Annotated in this window: 24 protein-coding genes; 16 read left to right on the forward strand and 8 right to left on the reverse strand. The window is 71.0% G+C overall.

Going from position 1 to position 23,294, the window contains the following annotated elements; translation table 11 throughout:
* Positions 1 to 54: 54 nt before the first annotated feature.
* The 6 genes from ABFX54_RS41275 to ABFX54_RS41300 all read left to right on the forward strand — a co-directional run bounded on the left by ABFX54_RS41275 (position 55) and on the right by ABFX54_RS41300 (position 5,643).
* On the forward strand, positions 55 to 453 hold the full coding sequence (locus ABFX54_RS41275) for a TadE family protein (RefSeq protein WP_346112318.1): 399 nt from the start codon (positions 55 to 57) through the stop codon (positions 451 to 453).
* On the forward strand, positions 450 to 836 hold the full coding sequence (locus ABFX54_RS41280) for a TadE/TadG family type IV pilus assembly protein (protein WP_346112319.1): 387 nt from the start codon (positions 450 to 452) through the stop codon (positions 834 to 836). The genes ABFX54_RS41275 and ABFX54_RS41280 overlap by 4 nt, the downstream gene beginning before the upstream one ends.
* The gene (locus tag ABFX54_RS41285; protein ID WP_346112320.1) at positions 833 to 1,249 is read left to right on the forward strand and encodes a TadE/TadG family type IV pilus assembly protein; all 417 of its coding nucleotides are present in this window, start codon (positions 833 to 835) and stop codon (positions 1,247 to 1,249) included. Before ABFX54_RS41280 ends, ABFX54_RS41285 begins: the two co-directional genes overlap by 4 nt.
* Before the next feature lie 70 nt (positions 1,250 to 1,319).
* A complete protein-coding gene (locus ABFX54_RS41290; protein WP_346112321.1) occupies positions 1,320 to 4,064 on the forward strand; it encodes a BTAD domain-containing putative transcriptional regulator in 2,745 nt (914 codons plus the stop codon).
* Entirely contained in the window at positions 4,061 to 4,708 is a 648-nt protein-coding gene (locus ABFX54_RS41295) for a hypothetical protein (RefSeq protein WP_346112322.1), read from the forward strand. The genes ABFX54_RS41290 and ABFX54_RS41295 overlap by 4 nt, the downstream gene beginning before the upstream one ends.
* Complete coding sequence (locus tag ABFX54_RS41300) at positions 4,705 to 5,643, forward strand: hypothetical protein (RefSeq protein ID WP_346112323.1); 939 nt, start codon at positions 4,705 to 4,707, stop codon at positions 5,641 to 5,643. Before ABFX54_RS41295 ends, ABFX54_RS41300 begins: the two co-directional genes overlap by 4 nt.
* Here ABFX54_RS41300 and ABFX54_RS41305 read toward each other — a convergent pair.
* The 7 genes from ABFX54_RS41305 to ABFX54_RS41335 all read right to left on the reverse strand — a co-directional run bounded on the left by ABFX54_RS41305 (position 5,640) and on the right by ABFX54_RS41335 (position 11,814).
* Positions 5,640 to 6,071: a MarR family winged helix-turn-helix transcriptional regulator gene (locus ABFX54_RS41305; protein ID WP_346112324.1), complete on the reverse strand. Its 432-nt coding sequence runs from the start codon at positions 6,069 to 6,071 to the stop codon at positions 5,640 to 5,642. The two genes, ABFX54_RS41300 and ABFX54_RS41305, sit on opposite strands and share 4 nt — an antisense overlap.
* A gap of 209 nt (positions 6,072 to 6,280) precedes the next feature.
* Positions 6,281 to 6,589 carry a hypothetical protein gene (locus ABFX54_RS41310; RefSeq protein ID WP_346112325.1) on the reverse strand — a complete coding sequence of 103 codons (309 nt, stop codon included), beginning with the start codon at positions 6,587 to 6,589 and terminating at the stop codon, positions 6,281 to 6,283.
* Between the two features lie 56 nt (positions 6,590 to 6,645).
* Positions 6,646 to 7,158 carry a methylated-DNA--[protein]-cysteine S-methyltransferase gene (locus ABFX54_RS41315; RefSeq protein ID WP_346112326.1) on the reverse strand — a complete coding sequence of 171 codons (513 nt, stop codon included), beginning with the start codon at positions 7,156 to 7,158 and terminating at the stop codon, positions 6,646 to 6,648.
* Positions 7,155 to 8,807, reverse strand: coding sequence for a DNA-3-methyladenine glycosylase 2 family protein (locus ABFX54_RS41320; protein ID WP_346112327.1), 1,653 nt, complete (start codon positions 8,805 to 8,807; stop codon positions 7,155 to 7,157). The genes ABFX54_RS41315 and ABFX54_RS41320 overlap by 4 nt, the downstream gene beginning before the upstream one ends.
* Before the next feature lie 174 nt (positions 8,808 to 8,981).
* Positions 8,982 to 9,923, reverse strand: a complete 942-nt coding sequence (locus ABFX54_RS41325; protein ID WP_125632505.1) for an NYN domain-containing protein — start codon at positions 9,921 to 9,923, stop codon at positions 8,982 to 8,984.
* A 107-nt stretch (positions 9,924 to 10,030) separates the two neighbouring features.
* Positions 10,031 to 10,228, reverse strand: coding sequence for an acyl-CoA carboxylase subunit epsilon (locus ABFX54_RS41330; RefSeq protein WP_346112341.1), 198 nt, complete (start codon positions 10,226 to 10,228; stop codon positions 10,031 to 10,033).
* Complete coding sequence (locus tag ABFX54_RS41335) at positions 10,228 to 11,814, reverse strand: acyl-CoA carboxylase subunit beta (protein WP_346112328.1); 1,587 nt, start codon at positions 11,812 to 11,814, stop codon at positions 10,228 to 10,230. Before ABFX54_RS41335 ends, ABFX54_RS41330 begins: the two co-directional genes overlap by 1 nt.
* 36 nt (positions 11,815 to 11,850) lie before the next feature.
* On the opposite strand from ABFX54_RS41335, the gene ABFX54_RS41340 reads away from it, so the two are divergent.
* The 3 genes from ABFX54_RS41340 to ABFX54_RS41350 all read left to right on the forward strand — a co-directional run bounded on the left by ABFX54_RS41340 (position 11,851) and on the right by ABFX54_RS41350 (position 16,893).
* On the forward strand, positions 11,851 to 12,621 hold the full coding sequence (locus ABFX54_RS41340; RefSeq protein WP_346112329.1) for an ABC transporter ATP-binding protein: 771 nt from the start codon (positions 11,851 to 11,853) through the stop codon (positions 12,619 to 12,621).
* 25 nt (positions 12,622 to 12,646) lie between these two features.
* Positions 12,647 to 14,203: a hypothetical protein gene (locus ABFX54_RS41345; protein ID WP_346112330.1), complete on the forward strand. Its 1,557-nt coding sequence runs from the start codon at positions 12,647 to 12,649 to the stop codon at positions 14,201 to 14,203.
* A gap of 68 nt (positions 14,204 to 14,271) precedes the next feature.
* Complete coding sequence (locus ABFX54_RS41350; protein WP_346112331.1) at positions 14,272 to 16,893, forward strand: phosphoenolpyruvate carboxylase; 2,622 nt, start codon at positions 14,272 to 14,274, stop codon at positions 16,891 to 16,893.
* 46 nt (positions 16,894 to 16,939) lie between these two features.
* Here ABFX54_RS41350 and ABFX54_RS41355 read toward each other — a convergent pair whose 3' ends face one another.
* A complete protein-coding gene (locus ABFX54_RS41355; protein ID WP_346112333.1) occupies positions 16,940 to 18,022 on the reverse strand; it encodes an epoxide hydrolase family protein in 1,083 nt (360 codons plus the stop codon).
* Between the two features lie 162 nt (positions 18,023 to 18,184).
* Between ABFX54_RS41355 and ABFX54_RS41360 the strand changes: the two genes are divergently transcribed.
* The 7 genes from ABFX54_RS41360 to bfr all read left to right on the forward strand — a co-directional run bounded on the left by ABFX54_RS41360 (position 18,185) and on the right by bfr (position 23,168).
* Positions 18,185 to 19,009 carry a biotin--[acetyl-CoA-carboxylase] ligase gene (locus ABFX54_RS41360; RefSeq protein WP_346112334.1) on the forward strand — a complete coding sequence of 275 codons (825 nt, stop codon included), beginning with the start codon at positions 18,185 to 18,187 and terminating at the stop codon, positions 19,007 to 19,009.
* A gap of 82 nt (positions 19,010 to 19,091) precedes the next feature.
* Entirely contained in the window at positions 19,092 to 19,604 is a 513-nt protein-coding gene (locus ABFX54_RS41365; protein ID WP_106236540.1) for a PH domain-containing protein, read from the forward strand.
* A gap of 15 nt (positions 19,605 to 19,619) precedes the next feature.
* Positions 19,620 to 20,642: an adenylate/guanylate cyclase domain-containing protein gene (locus ABFX54_RS41370; RefSeq protein ID WP_346112335.1), complete on the forward strand. Its 1,023-nt coding sequence runs from the start codon at positions 19,620 to 19,622 to the stop codon at positions 20,640 to 20,642.
* Positions 20,643 to 20,657: 15 nt separating this feature from the next.
* Positions 20,658 to 21,743: an S-(hydroxymethyl)mycothiol dehydrogenase gene (locus ABFX54_RS41375; RefSeq protein WP_346112336.1), complete on the forward strand. Its 1,086-nt coding sequence runs from the start codon at positions 20,658 to 20,660 to the stop codon at positions 21,741 to 21,743.
* Positions 21,743 to 22,363 (forward strand): MBL fold metallo-hydrolase, encoded by a 621-nt coding sequence (locus ABFX54_RS41380; RefSeq protein WP_346112337.1) that lies wholly within the window; start codon positions 21,743 to 21,745, stop codon positions 22,361 to 22,363. Before ABFX54_RS41375 ends, ABFX54_RS41380 begins: the two co-directional genes overlap by 1 nt.
* A gap of 115 nt (positions 22,364 to 22,478) precedes the next feature.
* Positions 22,479 to 22,655 (forward strand): (2Fe-2S)-binding protein, encoded by a 177-nt coding sequence (locus ABFX54_RS41385; RefSeq protein ID WP_132618226.1) that lies wholly within the window; start codon positions 22,479 to 22,481, stop codon positions 22,653 to 22,655.
* A 27-nt stretch (positions 22,656 to 22,682) separates the two neighbouring features.
* Positions 22,683 to 23,168 carry a bacterioferritin gene (gene bfr / locus ABFX54_RS41390; RefSeq protein WP_346112338.1) on the forward strand — a complete coding sequence of 162 codons (486 nt, stop codon included), beginning with the start codon at positions 22,683 to 22,685 and terminating at the stop codon, positions 23,166 to 23,168.
* Positions 23,169 to 23,294: the final 126 nt, after the last annotated feature.

A 23,294-nucleotide genomic window follows, 5' to 3' on the forward strand; every position in this document is an offset into this window, starting at 1 on the left:
CGCCCTCGGGACGAGCGCGGTACGACCGTCCGGCCGACTCGGGACGAGCGTGGCGTGACCGTGATCGAGCTGGCCCTGCTCATGCCGGTCGTCCTCGCGACCGCGCTGCTCATCGTGCAGGTCGCGCTCTGGTTCCACGCCCGCGAGGTCGCCGAGGCGGCGGCCCAGGAGGGTGCCAGGGTGGCCAGGTCGGCCCCGTTCGACTCCGGCGCGTGGGAGGGCGCGGCCACCGCGAAGGCCACCGAGATCGTCCGCACGATCGGTCCCCGGCTGCTGCGCGAGGCCACGGCGACGACCTCGGAGAAGGAGCCAGACGAGCGCTTCGTCACGGTGACCGGCAGCGCCGTCCAGGTGATCCCGTTGCTGCCCGACCTCGCGTTCACGATCACCGCCACCGCGGGCGGCCCCGTCGAGTGCTTCAGGCCCGACAACGGCGGAGAGGACTGCGAGTGAACGAGCGGGGCTCGATGGCGGTGGAGACGGTCATGCTGGCCCCCGTCTTCCTGCTGTTCCTCATGTTCCTGGCCGGCGCCGGCGTGGTGGTGGAGTCGCAGGGACGGGTCAACGGGGCCGCCCGCGACGCCGCCCGCGCCGCGTCCGTGCAGCGCACCCAGGACGAGGCCGAGGGCGCCGCCGAGGCCATCATCACGAGCGTGCTCCAGGGGCGCTGCCAGTCCTCGGAGGTCTCGCTCGCCGAGTCCGAGTGGGAGCAGGGCGGCCAGGTGCACGCCGAGGTGACGTGCGAGCTCGACCTGGGCTTCCTCGGCTTCGGCGGCACCCAGCGGCTGACGGGGACTGCCGTGGTGCCGCTGGAGCGGTTCAGGAGGATCGAATGAGGTCCGGCGAGCGCGGGTCCATGTCGGTGTTCACCGTGCTGTTCTCGGTCGTGGTGTTCCTGCTGGCCGGGCTGCTGGTGGACGGCGGGTCGGCGATCAACGCCCGGCTGCGCGCCGCCGACGTGGCCGAGCAGGCCGCGCGGGCCGGCGCCGACGAGCTCGACGTCGACCACCTCAGGCAGACCGGGCAGACCCGGCTGCTCGGCGAGGACCAGGTGTGCGCCAGGGCCGACGAGATCGTCGCGGCCGTGGGCGGCGACGACGTGAGCCCGGGCGAGTGCTCCGTCGGCCAGGGCCAGGCACTGGTGACGGTCACCGTCTCGGTCCGGTGGGAGGCGTTCTTCCTCAGCGCCATCGGCCTGTCGGGCTCCGAGATGACCGGCGAGGCCACGGCCGCGCCCGAAGCGAGATAGACCGAATCCCGCCACTCGATGGATGCGGGGACACATGAGCCACGACGCTTGACCGGAGAAGGGAGAGGCGATGCCGACGCGAGAGCCCGCGCGTTCCCACGGACGTCATGTGCCCGTGCGCGTCCCGGCCCGGCGCCGTGCCGGTGACGTGCTGGCCGGCCTCGGGGCGCTGGTCGTGCTGGTGGCGCTCGTGGGCGGCGTCCCGTACGCGCTGCTGACCTTCGTCGGACCGCCGATCGCGCCCGAGCTGCTCGACATCGACGTGCTGACCAGCAACGTCGGCCCGAGCACGATCATCGCCGTCCTGGTGCTGTTCGTCTGGCTGGCCTGGTTCCAGCTGTTCGTGTGCGTGCTGGTCGAGGTGTACGCCGGCGTCCGCAGGGTCGGCATGCCCGCCCGCGTGCCGATGTCCGGCGGCACGCAGTTCCTCGCCAACAAGCTCGTGTCCGCGGTGCTGCTGCTGTTCACGGCGGGGGCGATGGTGGTGCCGCTGGCCAAGCTGGCGCCCACGCCGGCTGCTCCGCCGGTGACGGCGGTCGCGTACTCGGCGCCGCTGGTCGAGCAGACGCTGGAGACGCACAAGACCAAGAAGGTGTACGTGGTGCAGCCGCCGCACGGCCGCCACCACGAGAGCCTGTGGGAGATCGCGGAGAAGTGCCTGGGAGACGGCCGCCGCTATCCCGAAATTTACCGACTTAATCAGGCAAAAGAGCAGCCGGACGGCAGCCGCCTGCGCATGGCGGACCTGATCAGGCCCGGCTGGGTGCTCGACATGCCGGATGACGCCAGAAACGTGCACATCGTTCCTTCCGGCCAGCCGCGCGAGCAGACCCTGCGCGAGCACCCCGGCAGGGCGCAGGCCGAGACCAGGCCCGACACGACCGAGCGCAGGACGCAGGACAGGACCGAGGGCAAACACCGCCAGCAGGACCAGCGGGAGGACCGCGAGGAGGCCGACCGCCAGGGGAGCACGCAGACCGAGCGCCAGGACGATCGCGGCCCGCAGACCATCATGCGGGAGGCCCAGGACGGCGACCTGACCGACTACCTGGCCGCCGCCGCGCTGGCCGCCGCCGGGCTGCTGCTCGTGCTGGCCAGGCGGCGGCGCGAGCAGCTCTGGCGGCGCGTGTTCGGCCGCAGGATCGTCCGCCCGCGCGACGACGCCGCGCAGGCCGAGGTCGCGCTGCGGCTCGGCGGCGACGCGCCGGGCGCTCGCGTCCTCGACGTCGGGCTGCGCGTGCTCGGCGCCGAACTGGCCGCCCAGCGCCGTACCCCGCCCATCGTGTACGGGGCCCACCTGTCGGCCCGCACGCTCGACCTGTGGATCCACCCGGCGGACGACGACCCGCCCGCCCCGTGGACGGCGGCCGACGGCGGCCAGGTCTGGCGGCTGCCCGCCCACGAGGGCCGCCTGCTGCCGGAGGGCGGGCCGAGGCAGGGCGGTGCGCCGTACCCCGGGCTGGTCTCCATCGGCACCGACGACGGCGGCCGGGTGCTGATCGACCTGGAGGCCGCGCAGGGCCTGATCAACGTGCGCGGCGCGCACACCACCGCGGCGCTGGCCGCGCTCGCCGTCGAGCTGGCCACCAACCGCTGGTCCGACCGCATGCGCATCACGCTCGTCGGCTTCGGCGAGGAGCTGACCGCCATCGCGCCCGGCCGGATCAGGGCCGTCGGCGGCCTGGCCGAGGTGTTGCCCGAGCTGGAGGCGAGCGCGGCCCCGCGCATGGAGGTGCTGACCGGCCGCATCACCGGCAGCCCGCGCAGCGCCCACTACCTGCTGTCCGCGGTCGCCCCGACGCACGAGGAGGCCCGCCGCCTGGCGCTGCTGGCCCGCCGCGACACCGCCGGTTACGTGCTGGCGGGCGAGGTCCCGCACGCGACCTGGACCCTGGAGATCGACGAGGACGGCCGGGCCAGGCTCGCCGAGCTGGGCTTCGAGGTGGAGGCCCAGCTCCTGCCCCGCCGCCACTACCGCGCGCTGATCGACCTGTTCCGCACGGCCGACCGCCTCGACGGCGAGGTCATGCCCGAGCCGGAGCCGCTGGAAGGGCTGCACCCGCCCGCCGTCGAGATCAGGATCCTCGGCCCCGTCGAGATCACCGGCCTGCCCTCGCTGGAGGAGGGCCGGATGGCGCTGGCGACCGAACTACTGGTCTACCTGGCGACCCACGTCGGGGGCGTGCATCCTGTGGTGCTCGGCGGCGTGCTGTGGCCGCGCGGCGTCCAGGACATGGTCAGGGACGCCACCATCGCCAGGGTCGCCCAGTGGCTGGGCCCTGAGAACCTGCTCACGGACGAGGCGGGCCGGCTGCGGCTGGGGCCCGACGTACGGACGGACTGGGCGCTGTTCCGCGAGCTCGTCCGCCGCTCCCACGGAGACCCGACGGCCAGGGCCGTGCTGCTGGAGAAGGCGCTCGGCCTGGTCCGCGGCCCGCTGCTGGCCGGTCGCAGGTCCGGCGGATACACCTGGCTGGCGGCCGACGACCTGGAGTACGACGTGAGCGCCGCCGTGGCCGACGCCGCCCACCAGCTCTGCGAGATCCGGATCGCGGGCGGCCAGCCGGACGCGGCGGTCGCGGCCGTGCGCGCGGCGCTGCTGCTCGCGGCCGACGACGAGGGCCTCTGGCGCGACCTGCTGCGGGCCACCCACGCCACCGAGGACATCGTCCGGCTGCGCGCCGTCGTCGAAGGGCTGACCAGGCGGGCGGCCTCGCACCCGTACGGGGGCGGGATGGCCCCCGAGACCGAGGCGTTGATCGAGGAACTGCTGCCTTCGTGGCGCATCCATGTGGTGAGGGAGTCGTCGGCATGAGACGTACGGCGATCGTGCCGGTCCTGGCACTGAACCTGCTGCTGGTGGCCGGCTGCGGTCCGGCCGAGCGGCCGTACCAGCCGGGGGAGGGCGCCGCTTCTGCGCCCCCTTCCGCTACGGCCGCAGCGGAGCCGGAACCTGCGGAGGAGCCGGAACCTTCCGAGAGCGAGACCCCGGGAGCCGGGACGGTCTCGATCGGCGGCGGCAAGCTCAAGGTCACCATCGACTGGCCCGCCAAGCGGGATCCGCTGATCCGGCTCATGGCCGACTACCACCTCGCCACCAGGAAGGCGATCGCCTCCGGAAACGATCGATACCTACAGGATCTGGATCTCGAACTCACCGGGGCCCGCGAGGCGTACGACTGGGTGTCTCAGTACACCGAACAGGACAAGAGCATGAAAGGCACGTCCCGCCTCTACAACCTGCGTGTCGCCGCGAAGCTCGACAAGGGCGCACAGGTCAACGCCTGTGTGGACGATCGGGGCGCGCGCGTGGTCCACACGCGTACCGGCAAGGCGGTCGTGCCCCAGCCCGACTGGATCCGCCGGCCTCACCTCCATGCCATCCTCGTCCACCGGGGCGACGACGGTGTCTGGCGGATCAGGACATTTCGCTACAGCTATAAGGGGTGCCCCGTATGAAGGCCCTGATCGCGATGGTCGTCGCAGGCACGATGATGCTCGGCGCGCCCCCGGAAGAGCCGAGCGGTGAGACCTTCATCGACAACGGCAAGACGAAGGGGATCGTGCTCAACCACTCCGACGTCATCGTCTCCGGCAACGGGGCCCGCGGCGGCAAGTCCGACGGTTACGTGCTCAAACGCCCCTGCTGGTACGAGCCCCGCACGAACGCGGCCGACATGCTCAAGACGCAGGAGAGCCTGCGGGCGTACTGGTTCCGCCACACCAAGAACCCGACCGAGGAGAAGTTCAAGGAGTTCCTCAAGCAGTTCCAGGACAAGATCGGCAAGGAGGGGCGCTGGTGGGGGCCCGCGTACGACGCCTCCGACCCCAAGGGTGAGGCGTGCTTCTCCGCCCTCGACCCCTTCGTCTTCGTACCGCCCGGCCAGACGCCGCCGTCCGGGATCACCATCCAGGAGCTGGCCGAGATCGCCAGAGCCGCGCTGACCGTCCCCGAGCCCACCGTCAAGCTCAACCCCGACGCCAAGAGCTACGTGAACCTGCCGACCTGGGTGTGGCTCGACGGTATCGGCGAGACCCGCCGCTCGGTGACCGCGACCATCCCCGGCGTCATGAGCGTGACCGTGGCGGCCACGCTGGAGCAGGTCAAGATCGACCCCGGCACCACGAAGGACCGCGCCGAGGTGCACGAGGAGGGCTGCGGGGCGGCGGGCAAGCCGTACGTCAAGGGCGGCACGTTCGCGTGCGGGGTGCGTTACCTGCGCTCGTCCATCGACCAGCCGCGCGAGCAGTACACGCTGACCGTCACGACGGTGTGGCCGGTGACGGTCGAGGGCAACGTGGTGCCGTTCCAGTTCGCGCCGGTGCAGTTGGACACGACGCGGGACGTACCGGTCGGCGAGATCCAGAGCAACGTCACCCCACCGGCGAACTAGGTGAGGACGGAGGCGAGCGGGGCCAGCTCCGGCTGCTCCGCCGCCTCGGCCAGCACCTCCTTCAGCACGGCGTCGTGCGTCGGCCCGGCCAGCGCCAGCAGCTCCCGCCCGGCCGGCGTGACCTCCGAGTAGATCCCGCGCCGATCGTCCCGGCACAGGTAGCGGTGCAGCAGCCCTCGGTTCTCCAGCCGGGTCACCAGCCGCGTGGTGGCGCTCTGGCTCAGCACGACGGCCCTGGCGAGCTGCTGCATGCGCATGTGCCACCCGTCCTGCCTGGCCAGCACGTCGAGCACGGTGTACTCGCTGACGCTCAGCCCGTGCTCCTTCTGCAGCGCCTTCTCCAGCCGCTCCTCGATCTTCCCGTGCAGCGCGGCGAGGGTGCGCCAGCCCTGGGCGCGCGCTTCGGTGGCATCATCGGCAATGGCCATGTCGCGGGCTCCGTCCCCTATGGTTCTGCGCTCGCCTAGTGGGCGTCCGCAAATAATGCCCACGCCCACTAACGTCACCTGCCGCAAAGTCTATGCCTCCCACCCCGCCCGCCTCCGCCCCCATCGGCCTTCGGCATGGGAGCGACGCCCGTTCACCCAAGAGAAGGCGGTACGACAGAACATCGCCCCGGCCGTCTACGCCAGAGGGGTCAGCCGAGCACTTCGTCGATGCTGGTGGCGGTGAGTGCCCTGCCGACCCTTCTGCCGATCCCCTGGCCGACCTCCCTGCCCAGTGCCAGGCACTCCGCCTTGCCGATCGTCGTGCCCGCAGCTTCGCCGGCTGCCGTCGGCTCACCGCCGGTCGAGACGTGCGCGAGGTCGTCGGCGCATATGACCGCCACCAGTTGCCGCCAGAGGTCCTCGGCGTCCGGCTGAGGAAGATGCGTGAATGCCAGATCGGCATGGTTCGGCCGTACTCTCGGCCGCTCAGGCGCGGCCTCGATGGGTGTGCGATGCACCTTGCTCTCCTTCGCGCATCGCCGTCCCGAACGTACTACCGAGAGACATCGTTCAATCACTTTGAGTTGACCGTGCCTCCGGATTCGTGGGTAAGGAGCCACTCTTTTACCGGTACGCCGTAGTAATAGCCGCCGTACCCCCCGCTGCTGGGCAGGACGCGGTGGCAGGGGACGAAGGGGGCGATCAGGTTCTGGGAGCAGGCCGAGCCGGCCGCTCTGGCGGCCGTCCTCGGCAGGCCCGCTCGTTCGGCCAGTTCGCCGTACGAGACCGTCGTGCCCGGCTTGACCTCGCGCAACGCCGCGTGCAGGCGGCGGCGGGTCGGGGTGCCGGGCTGAGAGGCAGGGACGGCGTCCAGGGCGGTCAGGTCTCCGGCCAGGTACGCGCGGACGGCCTCCGAGGCGGGACCGAGGTCGTCCACGACCTCCAGCCCCTCCGCCCGCAGCTCAGGGGTGAGGCGGGTGAAGAGCTGCTCGGGGTCGGCGGTGAAGCCGGCCGCGACCAGCACACCCTCGCGGGACAGCAGGGCCAGCGGCCCCGCCGGTGTCACTACGAGCTGGGCAGCGATCATGAGGAGCTCCAGAGGTGCAGGGCGGCGTACGCCCGCCACGGGCGCCACCGTTCGATGTGGTCGTGCGGGATGCCCAGGGCCGCCATGCGCTTGACTAGCACCAGGTCGCCCGTGGGCCACGCGTCGGGGTCGCGCAGCGCGCGGAGCGCGATGTAGCCGGCCGTCCACGGGCCGATGCCGCGCACCTCCAGCAGCCCCGCCACCGCCTCCGCCGGGTCCTGGCCGCCGTCCAGGTCGATCCGGCCCTCGGTCAGGTGGGCGGACAGCTCCTTGAGCGTGGCGATCCTGCGGTTGGTCAGGCCGAGCCCGGTCAGGTCGGTCTCCATCAGGTGGGCGGGTGTGGGGAAGAGGCCACCGGGCGCGTCGGCGCGGGCGACGATGCGGCCGAGCAGCGTACGGGCGCCGGCCACCGAGATCTGCTGTCCGACCACCGCGCGCACGGCCAGCTCGAACCCGTCGAACGTGCCCGGCACCCGCAGCCCAGGCCGCGCCGCGACCAGCGGGGCGAGCGAGGTCTGGCCGAGCACCCCCGAGATCGCCTCGGGATCGGCGTCCAGGTCGAGCAGCCGGCGGCAGCGGGCCACGACGCGGGCGAGCTGCCGGGTGTCCTCGACCGCCACGTCCAGGGCGATGTGGTCCGGCCGGGGGCTGAGGGTGATCGTCCCGCCTGCTACGGCTCTGGTGTACGACTTCGGGCCCGCCACCTCAAGGCCGGGAATCGCCCGGGAGGCCAGGAACGCGAAGATCCCGTCCACGTCGTACGGCTCCCGCCGGTTCAGCCGCAGCCGGAGCGTGACGGGCCCGGCGGGCAGCGCCGCAGGACCGGGAGATTCTGCTGTGGCGGCCTCAGGAAAGCTCTGCGAGGCTCGGATGGGCGGGTCGGCCACCAATGCGTGGGCGCGTGGTGTGGGGGCCGTGGGGATGTTTCCGGCCGTCCGCGAGCCGACCGTGGTGCCGGCCGTGCGCGAGCTGGCCGTGCGCGAGCTGGTCGTGCTGCCGACCGTGCGTGAGGCGGTCGTGCTGCCGGCCGTACGGGAGCCGGTCGTCCGGGAGGCGGCTGTGCTTCTGGCCGTACGGGGTCCCGACGTGGCGCGCAGTTCGCTGGGCGTGAACCCGTACGTCTCCCGCATCGTCGCGTTGAACTGCCGTACGCTGCCGAACCCCGCCGCGAACGCCACCTCCGTCACCGGCAGCACCGTCTCCGTCAGGAGCTGCTTGGCCAGCAGCAGCCGCTTCGTGCGCGCGACCGCCAGCGGCCCGACGCCCAGCTCGGCCACGAACAGCCGGTGCAGGTGGCGTTCGGTGATGTGCAACCGCCTGGCCAGCCCGGCGATGCCCTGCTCGTCGGCGTCGCCGTCGTCGATGAGGCGCAGCGCCCGTCCGATGAGGTCGCCGCGCAGGTCCCAGCCGGGGTCGCCGGGCGACAGCTCGGGGCGGCAACGCTTGCACGGGCGGAACCCGGCCGCCTCGGCGGAGGCCGCGTGCCGGTAGAAGCGCACGTTACGGGACGCGGGCGTACGGGCGGGGCAGATCGGGCGGCAGTAGATACGGGTGGTCGTCACCGCGGTGTAGAAACGACCGTCGAACCGGGAGTCCCTGGCGGAGACGGCCCGGTAACAGGAGTCGAAGTCGAGCTCTGTTGGCGGCATGTTCCCGACAGTATGCGCTTCCCGTAGGTACCGACTGGCGGAAATCGGACGTCACCGCCCAGAGCTTGGAACCCCGGACGATGCTCGGCTCAGCCCCGCCGACGACAGCCGGTCCAGGGCCGCCCGGACCCTGGCCGGGCGCCGTGGGTCACGGTGCCGGCCGTACGTCGCGGATCACTTCGACGAGACCCCCACCCCCAGGTCGAACTCCCGGTAGACCCGAGCCCAGAACCCGTCACGCAGCCACACCCGAGCCTCGGGATAGGGCCGCAGCGAGTGCCCCAGCTCCTTCTCGGCCTCGATCAGCAACTCGGTGTCGATGACGGTCGGCAGGATCGGGCCGGGCAGCAGGTCGCGGATGTTGTCGCGGCCGCGGGTGAGGATCCACTTCTGCGCCACGTGCTCGCCCACGTCCTCGACGCGCGGCCGGCTGGGCCCGAGCTTGGCGACCTGGCCGGGTTTGGCGTGCGGTTTGACGGGCGCGCGGCCGGCGAAGACCTGCGCGGGCGAGGGTGCGGCGGCGGGTGGGGTGACGGGGACGGGCTGCGGCGCACGGCTGAAAAAGGGCCTTAGGAAATCAGCGGAGATCACTTCGACGGTGTCGGACTCCCACACGAGGCGTTCGGCCTGGTTGGTGCCGTAAGGAGGTTCGACGCCCCAAAGATGGATGCGCACGCCGTACGCCTGCGCCGCCTCGACCGCCGGAACCATGTCCTCATCGCCCGCCAGCAGGATCGTGTCGGTGACCGCGTGGTGCCTGGCCAGCGCCTCCAGATCGCTCCTGATCTGCGCGTCCACGCCTTTCTGCTGGCCACGGGCGTTCAGGTTGCCGAGGCGCACCTTGACCCAGGGAAGCTGGGCGATCACCCGCTGGTCGACGGTCGGCACACGGTCACGGGCGGCGTCATACCAATAGATCCGCAGAAGTTCGCCAGATATACGTTCCTCTGCATGTTTCTGTAGACTCTGGATGAGCTCATCGGCGGCCACCCGATATTCCTTGCGTTCCTTCGCACCGAGCAGCACTTCACCCGCCGCCGCGTAGAGATAACCGACATCCACTAGGACGGCGTACTTGGCTGCCACAGGATGCGGCATGAGGTCTGGGATGGCCATGTCGTCCTCCAGGCCGCGGTGTTAGTTGATCGGCTGACTATATACGCCTACTTTCTCTAGATAGTCCCAACTCCCGGGGAACTTGACACCCGATTCGCAGGATCTATCTAGGGTAGAGCGCTCATCCGCCATGCCGACTTCCCTGGCACGACAGGCTTACGCATACCTCTAGCCGGGTTTCGCCACGTATGTCTTCGGGGGGTGGCAGGAAGCTCGGGCGCGGCGGGTCTCGTCGCCAGGACGGCGATCACCGCGGCGATCTCCTCGGGCGTGGCGTCGCCGCGGACAATGCGCAGATATGGCATCACAGCGGGATGTTCCCATGCTTCTTGGGGGGCAGCGTGGCCCGCTTGTTCCGCAGCGCGCGCAGCGCCCTGACCACCTGGGGCCGGGTCTCGGACGGCCGGATCACCGCGTCCACGTAGCCGCGTTCCGCCGCGATGTACGGATTCGCCAGCGTGTCCTCGTACTCGGTGACGAGCCTGGCCCGCTCGGCGTCGGGGTCGTCGGAGGCGGCCAGTTCGCGCCGGTAGAGGATGTTGACCGCGCCCTGCGCGCCCATGACCGCGATCTGCGCGGTGGGCCAGGCCAGGTTGACGTCCGCGCCGAGGTGCTTGGAGCCCATGACGTCGTACGCGCCGCCGTACGCCTTACGGGTGATCACGGTGATCAACGGGACGGTGGCCTCGGCGTACGCGTAAAGGATCTTGGCCCCGCGGCGGATGATTCCGTTCCATTCCTGATCGGTGCCCGGCAGGAAACCCGGAACATCGACAAAAGTCAGGATCGGAATATTAAACGCATCACATGTTCGAATAAATCTGGCGGCCTTCTCGGATGCGTTGATATCCAGACATCCGGCGAAATGCATGGGCTGGTTGGCCACGACCCCCACAGGCTGGCCGTCCACCCGGCCGTACCCGACCACGATGTTCGGCGCGAACAGGGCGTGGACCTCCAGGAACTCCCCGTCGTCCAGCACGTGCTCGATCACCTGGTGCATGTCGTACGGCTGGTTGGCCGAGTCGGGGATCACCTCGTCGAGCTCGGGATCCGGCTCCAGGTCCTCCGCCGCCTCGAACACCGGCGCCTCGTCCAGGTTGTTCGACGGCAGGTACGACAGCAGCGCCTTGACGTAGTCGAGCGCGTCCTGCTCGTCGGTGGCCTGGTAGTGGGCCACGCCCGACTTGGTGTTGTGCGCGTGCGCGCCGCCGAGCTCCTCGAACGTGACCTCCTCGCCGGTCACCGTCTTGATCACGTCGGGCCCCGTGATGAACATGTGGGACGTCTGGTCCACCATCACCACGAAGTCGGTCAGCGCGGGGGAGTAGACGTGGCCGCCGGCCGCGGCGCCCATGATGAGCGAGATCTGCGGGATCACGCCCGAGGCGTGCACGTTGCGCTTGAAGATCTCCGCGTACAGGCCGAGCGCGACCACGCCCTCCTGGATGCGGGCGCCGCCGCCCTCGTTGATGCCGATGATCGGGCAGCCGGTCTTGATCGCCAGGTCGAGCACCTTGACGATCTTCTCGCCGTACACCTCGCCGAGCGAGCCGCCGAAGACCGTGACGTCCTGGGAGAAGACGCACACCTGACGGCCGTCGATCGTGCCGTGCCCGGTGATGACGCCGTCGCCGTAAGGGCGCCGCCGTTCGAGCCCGAACATCGTGGAACGGTGCCTGGCGAACTCGTCGAACTCCACGAACGAGCCCTCGTCCAGCAGCGCCAGCACCCGCTCCCTGGCCGTCATCTTGCCCCGGGCGTGCTGCTTGTCCACCGCGGCCGCCGAGCCCGCGTGCACGGCCTCGTCGAGTCTCCGTTCGAGGTCGGCGATCTTCCCCGCGGTGGTGTGGATATCCGGTTCTTCTGGCATCGCCTCGGCAGCGCTCATGCGCGCAAGGCTAGCCCCTCTGCCTAGAGTGGATCCATGACGGATGCCGTTCGCACCCATGGGCTGTTCAAGCGATACGGGCAGCAGATCGCCGTCGCGGAGGTGGACCTCGTCGTCCCCGCGGGCAGCTTCGCCGGTCTGGTCGGCCCCAACGGCGCGGGGAAGACGACCACGCTCAGCATGATCACCGGGCTGCTCCGGCCCGACGGGGGCTCGGCCGAGGTCGACGGCTTCCACGTGTGGCGCGACCCGGTCGAGGTCAAGGCCCGCATCGGCGTGCTCCCCGAGGGGCTGCGGCTGTTCGAACGGCTGTCGGGCCGCGAGCTGCTGCTCTACAACGGCAGGCTGCGCGGCATCCCCAAGGCAGAGGTCGAGCGGCGCGCGGGAGAGCTGCTCGCCGTGATGGACCTGGCCGGCGCCGCCGACAAGCTCGTCATCGACTACTCCACCGGCATGCGCAAGAAGATCGGCCTGGCCGCCGCGCTGCTGCACAACCCGTCCGTGCTCTTCCTCGACGAGCCGTTCGAGGGCGTCGACCCCGTCAGCGCCAACACGCTGACGGAGGTGCTGCGGCGCTTCACCGCCTCCGGCTCCACCGTCATCTTCTCCAGCCACGTCATGGACCTGGTCGAGCGGCTGTGCGACTGGGTGTCGGTGATGAGCGCGGGCCAGATCGTGGCACAGGGCCCGTTAGCGGACGTACGCGGCGGGCGCAGCCTCAACCAGGCGTTCCTGGAGCTGGTCGGCGGCTCGCCCCAAGACGGCGAGACGGGCCTGACCTGGCTCGGCGCCAAGCCGCAGGCATGAGCGGCCCGCGACGGGAGGCGGCACGATGACCACGGTGACGCTCTTCGCCCGGCTCAAGCTGCGCCTGCTGGCCGGCAACCTGCGCGGAGACCTCCAGCGAAAGCTCGGCTTCATCTTCACCCTCGTGGCCGCGACCTTCCTGGCCGCGCTCGGCTTCTTCCTCATGAGCCTGCTGCGCTTCGCGCCGCCCGACGTCGCCTCCTCGCTGACCGTCGTCGCCTTCACGGCCTTCCTCGTCGGCTGGATGATCGTGCCGCTGCTCGTGTTCGGCCTGGACGACACGCTCGACCCGGCGAAGCTGGCGCTGTTCCCGCTGCGTACGGGCCGGATGGCGGTCGGCATGTTCACCGCGTCCGTCACCGGCGTGTGGCCGGCGGCCATGCTGATCGTCACGTTCGGCGCCCTGGTCGGGCTGGCGTCGAGCGCCGGGGGCTGGCTGCTCGGGGTGCCGGCCGTGCTGGTGCAGTTCGCGCTCTGCGTGGTGGCGTCCCGGCTGATCACCACGTCGCTGTCGAGCGCGCTGCGCACCCGGCGCGGCCGTGACGTGCTGGCCGTGGCCGCGCTGCTCTTCGTGGTGCTCTCGCAACTGCCCAACCTGGTGATGAATGCCGGGTTCGGCGACCCGGCGGCCATGCTGCACCAGATGGCGGACGTGCTGCGGTGGACCCCGTCCGGGATGATGGCCCACGCCATCGCGGACGGCGGCCTCGTGGGCCTGGCCGAGATCGTGTTCGTGGCGCTGCTCGTGGCCTTGCTGGCGTGGCTCTGGATCAAGGCGCTGAACCGGGCGCTGGTCACGCCCGACGCCTCCACCCAGGCCGCCTCCGTACGCAGGGAGCTGGGCCTGATCGACCGGTTCCTGCCGGACGGGCCGCTGGCGGCGGTGGTGACGAAGGAGCTGAAGTACATCAGGCGCGAGCCCCGCTCCCGCGTGGGCTGGTTCAGCGCCGCCGTGGTCACGATCGTGCTGGCCTTCTCGATGCGGAACCTCGGGGCCGGAGCCGGGCTGCCCGTCCTGCTGACGTCCGCGAGCGCGCTCATGATCGCGTTGCAGGCGGGCAACATCTTCGGCATCGACGGCCGCTCCCTGTGGATGAACGCCGTCGTCTTCGGCAGCGAACGCGGCCTGATCACCGACCTGGCCGGGCGGCACCTGGCCAACGCGCTGCTCGCCGTGCCGCTGCTGACCGTGATCGGCGTGGCCACCGGGCTGTTCACCGGCAATCCCGGCTCGATCGTGCCGGCGGTGATGGCCGGGTGGGGCGCGCTCGGGATCGGGCTCGGGGTCGGCTCCGTGACGAGCGTGGTGCTCCCGTACACCCTGCCCGAGCGGATGAACGCCTTCAGCGGCGCCGCGCCAGGCCAGGGCGGCGTGGCCGCCGCCTCCGCGCTGGGGGCCACGGCCGGCATCGCGCTGCTGACGCTGCCGTTCGTGGTGCCGCTGCTGTTCGGGCTCTACTGGGTGTGCGTGGTGGCGCCGTTCTACGGCCTGCTGGCCGAGACACTGGGCCGCCGCCTGGCCGCCAAGATCGGCTTCCCCCGTACGCCCGAGCTGCTCGCGGCCATCTCCAAGCCCACCTGACCAGTGGTCTAGTCCAATACCTGAGACCGGTCTACGGCGCCGAGAAGCGACTGGATACCCTTCGAAACATGATTGACCAGGGGCTCGAGCGTCGCAGTGTCGCCGTAACCGAGATGCCGGACGAGCTACGCCACGATGTGCGGCTGCTCGGCAAACTGCTCGGCCAGGTGCTGGCCGAGCAGGGCGGCGACGACCTGCTGGCCGACGTCGAACGACTGCGCAAGGCCGTCATCGCCGCGCGCAGGGGTGAGATCTCGGCCGACGTGATCACCGAAATGGTCGCCGGATGGGAGATCGAGCGGGCCGTGGCCGTGGCCCGCGCGTTCACGTGCTACTTCCACCTGGCCAACCTCGCCGAGGAGCACTACCGCATCCGCACGCTGCGCGAACGGGACGCCGAGGGCAGGGTGCAGCGCGAGTCGCTCGCGCACGCCGTGCAGGAGCTGGGCCACGAGCGCGTCGAAGAGCTGCTGCAGGGCCTGGAGCTGCATCCGGTGCTCACGGCGCATCCCACGGAGGCGCGCAGGCGCGCCGTCGTCACCGCCATCCAGCGGATCAGCGGCCAGCTGACCGAGTACAACACCCCCGGACGCGGGGCCTCCGAGCGCGCCGAGAACAGGCGGCGCATGCTGGAGGAGATCGACCTGCTGTGGCGTACGGCCCAGCTCCGCTCGACCAAGCTGGACCCGCTCGACGAGGTCCGCACGGCGATGGCTGCCTTCGACGAGACGCTGTTCCGCATGGTGCCGCAGGTCTACCGCGCGCTGGACGCCGCACTCGACGAGGGCACCGGCACCCGGCCGCCGCTGGCCAGGCCCTTCATCCGCTACGGGAGCTGGATCGGCGGCGACCGCGACGGCAACCCCAACGTCACCTCCAGGGTCACCCGCGAGACGATCCAGATCCAGTCCGAGCACGTGCTGACCGCCCTGGAGACGGCCTGCACCCGCATCGCCCGCACGCTCACCGCCTCCGCGCAGTTCGCGCCCAGCTCGCCCGAGCTGTCCGGGGCGCTGGCGGCGGCCGTGGACGCCCATCCCGACGTGGTCTCCGAGCTGGCCACCCGCTCGCCGCGTGAGCCGCACCGGCAGTGGCTGCTGTTCGTGGCCGCGCGCATCGCCGCGACCCGCCGCCGCGATCTCGACCTGGCCTACCGCTCGCCGGCCGAGCTGCTGGCCGAGCTGCGGCTGGCCCAGGAGTCGCTGGCCGCGTCCGCGCCGCGGCAGGCGTACGGGGAGCTGCAGCACCTCATGTGGCAGGTGGAGACGTTCGGCTTCCACCTGGCCGAGCTGGAGGTGCGCCAGCACTCCCAGGTGCACGCGGCGGCCCTGGAGGAGCTGCGGGCCGGCGGCGAGCTGTCGGAGCGCACCGAGGAGGTCCTGGCCACGATCCGGGTGATCGGCTGGATCCAGGAGCGCTTCGGCGTCACGGCCTGCTCCCGCTACGTGGTCTCCTTCACCCGCTCGGCCGACGACATCGCGGCCGTCTACGAGCTGGCCCGGCGTGCTCTCGGCGAGCGGGCCCCGACGCTCGACGTGGTGCCGCTCTTCGAATCGGGCCAGGACCTGGCCAATTCGCCGGCCGTGCTGACCGGCATGCTCGACATCCCCGAGATCCAGCGGCGCCTGGCCGACACCGGCCGGCGCATGGAAATCATGCTCGGCTACTCCGACTCGGCCAAGGAGCTCGGCCCGGCGGCGGCCACGTTGCGGCTGTACGAGGCGCAGGAGGAGCTGACCGCCTGGGCCGCCGAGCACGACGTCAAGCTGCGCATGTTCCACGGCAGGGGCGGCGCCCTGGGGCGGGGCGGCGGCCCGGCCAACCGCGCGGTGCTCGCCCAGGCCCCCGGCTCTGTCGCCGGCCGGTTCAAGGTCACCGAGCAGGGCGAGGTCATCTTCGCCCGCTACGGCCACATCGCCATCGCCCGCAGGCACCTGGAGCAGGTGGCCAACGCCGTGCTGCTGGCCTCCTCGCCCACGGTCGGCGCCCGTACCGCGACGGCGGCGGAGCGTTTCCGCGGCCTGGCCGAGCGGGTGGCCGGGGCCTCGGAGGAGGCGTACCGGGCGCTGACCGAGGCGCCGGGCTTCCCCGAGTGGTTCGGCCTGGTCAGCCCGCTGGAGGAGATCGGCACCCTGCGGCTCGGCTCCCGCCCGGCCCGCCGCGGCCTGGGCGCGCCCCGCTCCCTCGACGACCTGCGGGCCATCCCCTGGGTCTTCGCCTGGGCCCAGACCCGGGTCAACCTGCCCGGCTGGTACGGCCTGGGCACCGGCCTGGCCTCGGTCGGCTCGCTGGAGGAGCTGCGGGCGGCGTACGCGGAGTGGCCGCTGTTCAACGTGATGCTGGACAACGCGGAGATGTCGCTGGCCAAGACCGACCGCTCGATCGCCAAGCGCTATCTGGCCCTGGGCGGCAGGGAGGACTTCGCCCGTCAGGTGCTGGAGGAGTACGACCGCACCCGCGACCTGGTGCTCAAGGTCACGGGCCACACCCGGCTGCTGGAGAACCGCAAGGTGCTCTCGCGGGCCGTCCAGCTCCGCGACCCGTACGTGGACGCGCTCTCGCACCTCCAGCTCCGGGCCCTGCGCGCGCTGCGGACCGAGGACCTGTCGGAGCGGGAGCGCGACCGCATGTCCACGCTCCTGCTCCTGTCGGTCAACGGGGTGGCGGCGGGGCTGCAGAACACCGGCTGACCCCGCCGGAGCGGCGGCCCGTGGCGCTCTCCGCCACGGGCCGCGCTCAGCGCACACTGCCGAAGAAGGCGATGACGTCGGAGGTCAGCGCCTCGGTGGCGGTGTGGGCGGTGTAGTGGCCGTGGGCCGGGGCGGGCAGGGTCTTCCAGGAGACGATGTTCGCGTGGTCGCGCTCGGCGAAGCGGCGGATCGACCTGAAGTCGCCCTCGGCCATGGCCAGCGCGGTCGGCGCGGTCGTGGGCTCCTTCGGCTGCTCGGCCCTGGCGTTCTCCCAGTACAGCCGCAGCGCCGAGCCGGCCGTGCCGGTGAACCAGTGGATGGCCGCGTTGAGGAGCACGAAGTCGTCGTCGAGGTCCTCGTCGAAGAGCTGGGCCAGCCAGCCCACCAGCCCGGCGGGGGAGTCGGCGATGGCGTGCGCGAGCGTCTGCGGCTGCTGCGACTGCAGCACGTTGAAGGCGCCCTTCTCCTTCCAGAACCAGTCGAGCACGGCCAGCCCGGCCTGGTCCTCCTCGCTCAGCTCCGCGAACTCGGCCGGGTCGCCCGACGGGAACGAGAACAGCTGGGTGACGTGCACGCCGACGACCCGCTCGGCGTCGATCCTGGCGACCTCGGGGGAGATCATCGAGCCGGCGTCGTTGCCGACCACGCCGTAACGCTCGTAGCCGAGCCGCGTCATCAGCTCGGCCCACGCCCTGGCGATGCGCTGGTTGTTCCAGCCCAGCTCCCGCGTCGGCCCGGAGAAGCCGTAGCCGGGCAGCGACGGGATGACCAGGTGGAAGTGGCGCGCCAGCGGCTCGACGGCGTCGAAGTACTCGGCGATCGAGCCGGGCCAGCCGTGGGTGAGGATCAGCGGGAGCGCGTCGGGGCTGTCGGAGCGTACGTGGATGAAGTGGATGTTCTGCCCATCGATCTCGGTGGTGAACTGCGGGAAGGCGTTGATCCTGGCCTCCTGCGCCCGCCAGTCGAACCCGTTGCGCCAGTGGCCGATCAGGCGCTTGACCCGCTCGACGGCGACGCCCTGCTCGGCGCCGGGGATCTCGTCGGTGAAGCGGGTGAGCGCGAGGCGCGCCTGGAGGTCGTCGAGCTCGGACTGCGGGATGTCGACGCGGAAGGGGGTGATGGCGCTCATGGGGAGCCTCCGGAGAGTCGTGGATCGGAACGCTTTGTTCTGATCCCAGAATAGCAGAACGGAATGCTTCATTCCACACTTTTCCCGGGCTGAGTTCTGTCCCGCCCGTCCTGCCTGGTAGGCGTCGTCCTGAGAGGTCAGGCCATCCGCGAAGATGGGAGGATGCCCGACTCGCGATACTCCGACCTCGACCGTCCGCCGCTCTCGCAGACGTCACTCAACCGGGCCCTGGTCCGCCCCGGCTCGTTGTGGACCGGCGTCACCGTCGTCGAGAGCACCGGCTCCACCAACGCCGACCTGGCCAGGGCCGCCAGGAGCGGCGCCCCCGCCGGGACGGTGCTGGTGGCCGAGGTCCAGGAGTCGGGACGGGGCCGCCTGGGCCGCGCCTGGTCGGCGCCGCCCCGCGCGGGCCTGACCTTCTCCGTGCTGCTCAGGCCGCAGACGCCGATCGCCGCGCAGGGCTGGCTGTCCCTCCTGTACGGCGTCTCCGCCGCCTCGGCGATCCGCCGCCTGGCCGAGGTGGAGGTGGGCCTCAAGTGGCCCAACGACCTGCTGATCGGCGAGCGCAAGCTGGCGGGCATCCTGGCCGAGCGGGCCGACGACGCCGTCGTCATCGGCATGGGCCTCAACGTGACGCTGAGGAAGGACGAGCTCCCGGTCGAGACCGCCACGTCGCTGGCCATCGAGCAGGCGGCCTGCCTCGACCGCGACCCGCTGCTGCGGGCCGTGCTGAGAGAGCTGGAGAGCCACTACCGCGACTGGACCGAGGCCGGCGGCGACGCGGACGCGTCCGGGCTGCGCCCCGCCTACCTGGCCTCCAGCGCCACGATCGGGCGGCTGGTCCGGGTGGAGCTGCCGGGAGACCGGTCGGTGACAGGGCTCGCGACGGGGATCGACGCCTCCGGCCATCTCCAGGTCGAGGCGGACGGCGAGCGCCACACGCTGAGCGCCGGCGACGTGGTGCACGTCCGCCCGGCCGACCTGTAGCCCGTCCCCGCCGATCGCCGGAGGTCGTCCGGTTGTGTCGTCGGCATAGCAGGCGGGCCGGGTTGATGGCACGATTTGGGCCATGACCATTCCCGACCACCATCTGACGCAGGGTGAGCGGCGCGTCCGATCCTTCCACCCCCACTGGAAGCGACTGATCGTCCCCTTCATCGCGCTGGTCCTCATCGCCCTCGCCTCCGGTGCGGCGCTCTACTTCATCCCCGGCGACTTCGAGTACGCCTTCTACGCCAGGATCGCCGTCGTCGTCGTCGGGCTCATCCTGCTCACGATCTGGTCGTTCGTCCCCTATCTGCGGTGGAAGAACACCGGCTACGTGCTCACCACCCACCGCTTCACGATCAGCACGGGCGTGCTCAACAAGTCGACCGACGAGATCCCGATCACCAAGGTCAACACGGTGAGCTCCGACCAGACCTTCGCCGAGCGCCTGCTGGGCTGCGGCACGCTGACCGTCGAGTCCGCCGGTGACCGGGGTGAGATCGTGCTGCGCGACATCCCGCGCATCCAGGACGTCAGGACCGACCTGTTCCGGCTCGTGGAGGACGCCTCGGACGGCGAGCTCGATGGGCGCTGACCCGTCCGGCAGCAGGTGAGCGAGGCGCGCCCCGGCCGCCCGAGCGCCGAGGAGATCGAACGGCTGCTGCTCGGCCAGGCGCCCCGCTACACGCGGGCGGAGGTGGTCGCGGCGAGCGGGGTGCCGCAGCCGCTGACCGAGCGCATCTGGCGGGCGCTCGGCTTCGCGCAGCGGGCGGACGACGACGGCGCGTTCACCGAGGCCGACGCCGCCGCGCTGCGCCGGGTGCGCAGCATGCTCGACGCCGGCCTGCTCGACGAGCAGACGCTGATCCGGATGGCCCGAGCGCTCGGCCAGACCACGGCCAGGCTGGCGCAGTGGCAGGCCGAGATCATGATGGGCACGATGATGCCGGAGCCGCAGCTTGAGCCGGAGCTGCGGCCCGGGCAGGAGGCGGAGACCGAGCCGACCGCGGACGCCGATCTGGACCGGGTGCTCGACACCGCCCAGCGGCTGATGCCCGACTTCGAGCGTGTGCTCGTCCACGTCTGGCGGGCCCAGCTGGCCGCCGCAGGCACCCGGCTGCTGGCCATCGCCGACGTCGCCGACGAGCTGGCCCCGGCCAGGGTGCCGATGGCGGTGGGCTTCGCCGACCTGGTCTCGTTCACCAGGCGCAGCCGCGAACTGGACGAGAAGGCGCTGGCCGAGCTGGTCGAGGGCTTCGAATCGCGGGCCTCCGACGTGGTGGCCACGCACGGCGCCAGGCTGGTCAAGACGCTGGGCGACGAGGTGCTGTTCACGGCGCCGACCCCGGCCCAGGCGGCGGCCGTCGCGCTCGACCTGACCGCCACGGACGAACTCCGCATCGGCCTGGCCTACGGCCCCGTCGTGCCGCTGATGGGCGACGTCTTCGGCACGACCGTCAACCTGGCTGCCAGGCTCACCGCCATCGCCAGGCCCGGCACCATCCTGGTGGACGCGGCCCTGGCCGAGGCCCTGACCGGCGAGGACGGCCGCGAACTACGCAAGATCCGGCACCGTCCGGCCAGAGGACTCGGCGTGGTCCAGCCGTATGTCTTGCGGAGATCATCCCTCTGACACAAGATGGCTGGCATGCCGTACGAAGTGCAGGGCGTGGTCGCCCGGGGCAAGGGCCAGGAAGTATCGCTCGAGACGGTGACCGTGCCGGATCCCGGTCCGGGTGAGGCGGTCGTCGATGTGCGGGCCTGCGGGGTCTGCCACACCGACCTCCACTACCGCGAGGGCGGGATCAGCGACGACTATCCGTTCCTGCTGGGCCATGAGGCGGCGGGCGTGGTCGAGGCGGTCGGCCCCGGCGTCACCGAGGTCGAGCCCGGCGACTTCGTGATCCTCAACTGGCGCGCGGTGTGCGGCCAGTGCCGGGCCTGCCTGCGCGGCCGCCCGTGGTACTGCTTCGCCACCCACAACGCCAAGCAGAAGATGACGCTCAAGGACGGCACCGAGCTGTCGCCCGCGCTCGGCATCGGCGCGTTCCTGGACAAGACGCTCGTCGCGGCCGGTCAGTGCACGAAGGTCTCGGCCGAGGCGCCGGCCCAGGTGGCAGGGCTGCTCGGCTGCGGCGTGATGGCGGGGCTCGGCGCGGCGATCAACACCGGCGGGGTGACGCGCGGCGACAGCGTGGCCGTCATCGGCTGCGGCGGTGTCGGCGACGCGGCCATTCTCGGCTCCTCGCTGGCCGGGGCGAGCCGGATCATCGCGGTCGACGTCGACGATCGCAAGCTGGAGTGGGCCAAGGAGTTCGGCGCCACCCACACGGTCAACTCGCGCGAGAGCGACCCGGTCGAGGCCATCCGCGACCTGACCGGCGGCAACGGCGCCGACGTGGTCGTCGAGGCGGTGGGCCGGCCGGAGACGTACGAGCAGGCGTTCTACGCCCGTGACCTGGCCGGGACGGTCGTGCTGGTCGGCGTGCCGACCCCGGAGATGCGCATCGACCTGCCGCTGCTCGACGTGTTCGGCCGCGGCGGCGCGCTCAAGTCCTCCTGGTACGGCGACTGCCTGCCCAGCCGCGACTTCCCCATGCTCATCGACCTGTTCCTGCAGAACCGCCTGCCGCTCGACAAGTTCGTCTCCGAGACGATCGCGCTCGACGGGGTCGAGGAGGCGTTCGCGAAGATGCACCGCGGCGAGGTGCTGCGCTCGGTGGTGGTCTTCTGATGATCGACCGGGTCATCACGAAGGGCACGTTCTCGCTGGACGGCGGCACGTGGGAGGTCGACAACAACGTCTGGCTGGTCGGTGACGCGCGTGAGGTGGTGGTCATCGACGCCGCCCACGACGCCGCGCCGATCGCCGAGCGGGTGGGCGGCCGCGCGGTCAGGGCCATCGTCTGCACCCACGCCCACAACGACCACATCAACGCCGCCGCCGACCTGGCCCGGCTGACCGGGGCGCCGATCCGGCTGCACCCGGACGACCAGGTGCTGTGGGAGCAGGTGTACGGCCCCGAGGTGTCGTACGAGCCGCTGGCCGACGGCGAGAAGCTGGTGGCCGGCGGCACCGTGCTGGAGATCCTGCACACGCCGGGCCACTCGCCCGGGGCGGTCTGCGTGTCCGCGCCCGAGCTCGGGGTCCTGTTCAGCGGCGACACGCTGTTCAAGGGCGGGCCGGGGGCGACCGGGCGCTCCTACAGCTCGTTCGAGACCATCATCGACTCGATCAGGCAGCGGCTGCTGACCCTGCCGCCCGAGACGGTCGTCCACACCGGTCACGGTGACTCGACGTCCATCGGGGCCGAGGCTCCTCACCTGGAGGAATGGATCGCCAGGGGGCACTGACAGCCGGGGAAGGCGACTGTGACACAGTCAACATAGGCAAGCCTAACCAAAGTGGGGTACCTTAGGCGTGCCTAACCTTATGGCACCTTCCCCTGCTCGAAAGGCTTGTCCCCGAATGTACGTGTGCGTTTGTCGTGCTGTGACCGAGAATGAGGTGCACGACTGCATCGCCGCCGGGGCGACGAGTGCGAAGCAGATTCGCGACACTACTGGTGCCGGTGGTGACTGTGCCCGTTGTGTACGGAAGATCTGTGCGATCCTGAAACGGTCGGAAGAACTGACGACCGCATAGCCGGATAGCGATGAGGAGCCCGTTTCCATGCAGGGCGACAAGCAGATCATCGAATTGCTCAACGAACAGCTGACCGCGGAGCTCACCGCGATCAACCAATATTTCCTGCACGCCAAGATGCAGGAGAACTGGGGCTACACCAAGCTGGCCGAGCACACCCGCGACGAGTCCCTCGAGGAGATGCGCCACGCGGAACGCCTCACCGACCGCATCCTCTTCCTGGAGGGCCTGCCCAACTACCAGCGGCTGGGCACGCTGCACATCGGCCAGACCGTCGAGGAGCAGTTGCGGGCCGATCTCGAAGTGGAGATGTCGGTGGTCGAGCGGCTGCGGCCGGCGATCCAGCTGATGCGCGAGAAGGGTGACATCACCTCCGCGAACATCTTCGAGGACATCCTGCGGGACGAGGAGGAGCACATCGACTACCTGGAGACGGAGCTGGGGCTGATCCGCAGCCTCGGCGAGCAGCTCTACCTGGCCCGCTACGCCGAGCCCCGCTCCAGCGGCGACTGAGACTCTCGTTCCAGGGCGGCTCATTTCACGGCGGCTCATTTCACGGCGGCGGCCAGGTCGCGGACGCTGAGCTGCTCGCCGTGCCGGCGGAAGCCGAGCGCCGCGGCGATCTGGCCGGTGAACGGG

The sequence above is a fragment of the Nonomuraea maheshkhaliensis genome, assembly GCF_039529435.1.
Lineage (GTDB): Bacteria > Actinomycetota > Actinomycetes > Streptosporangiales > Streptosporangiaceae > Nonomuraea > Nonomuraea maheshkhaliensis.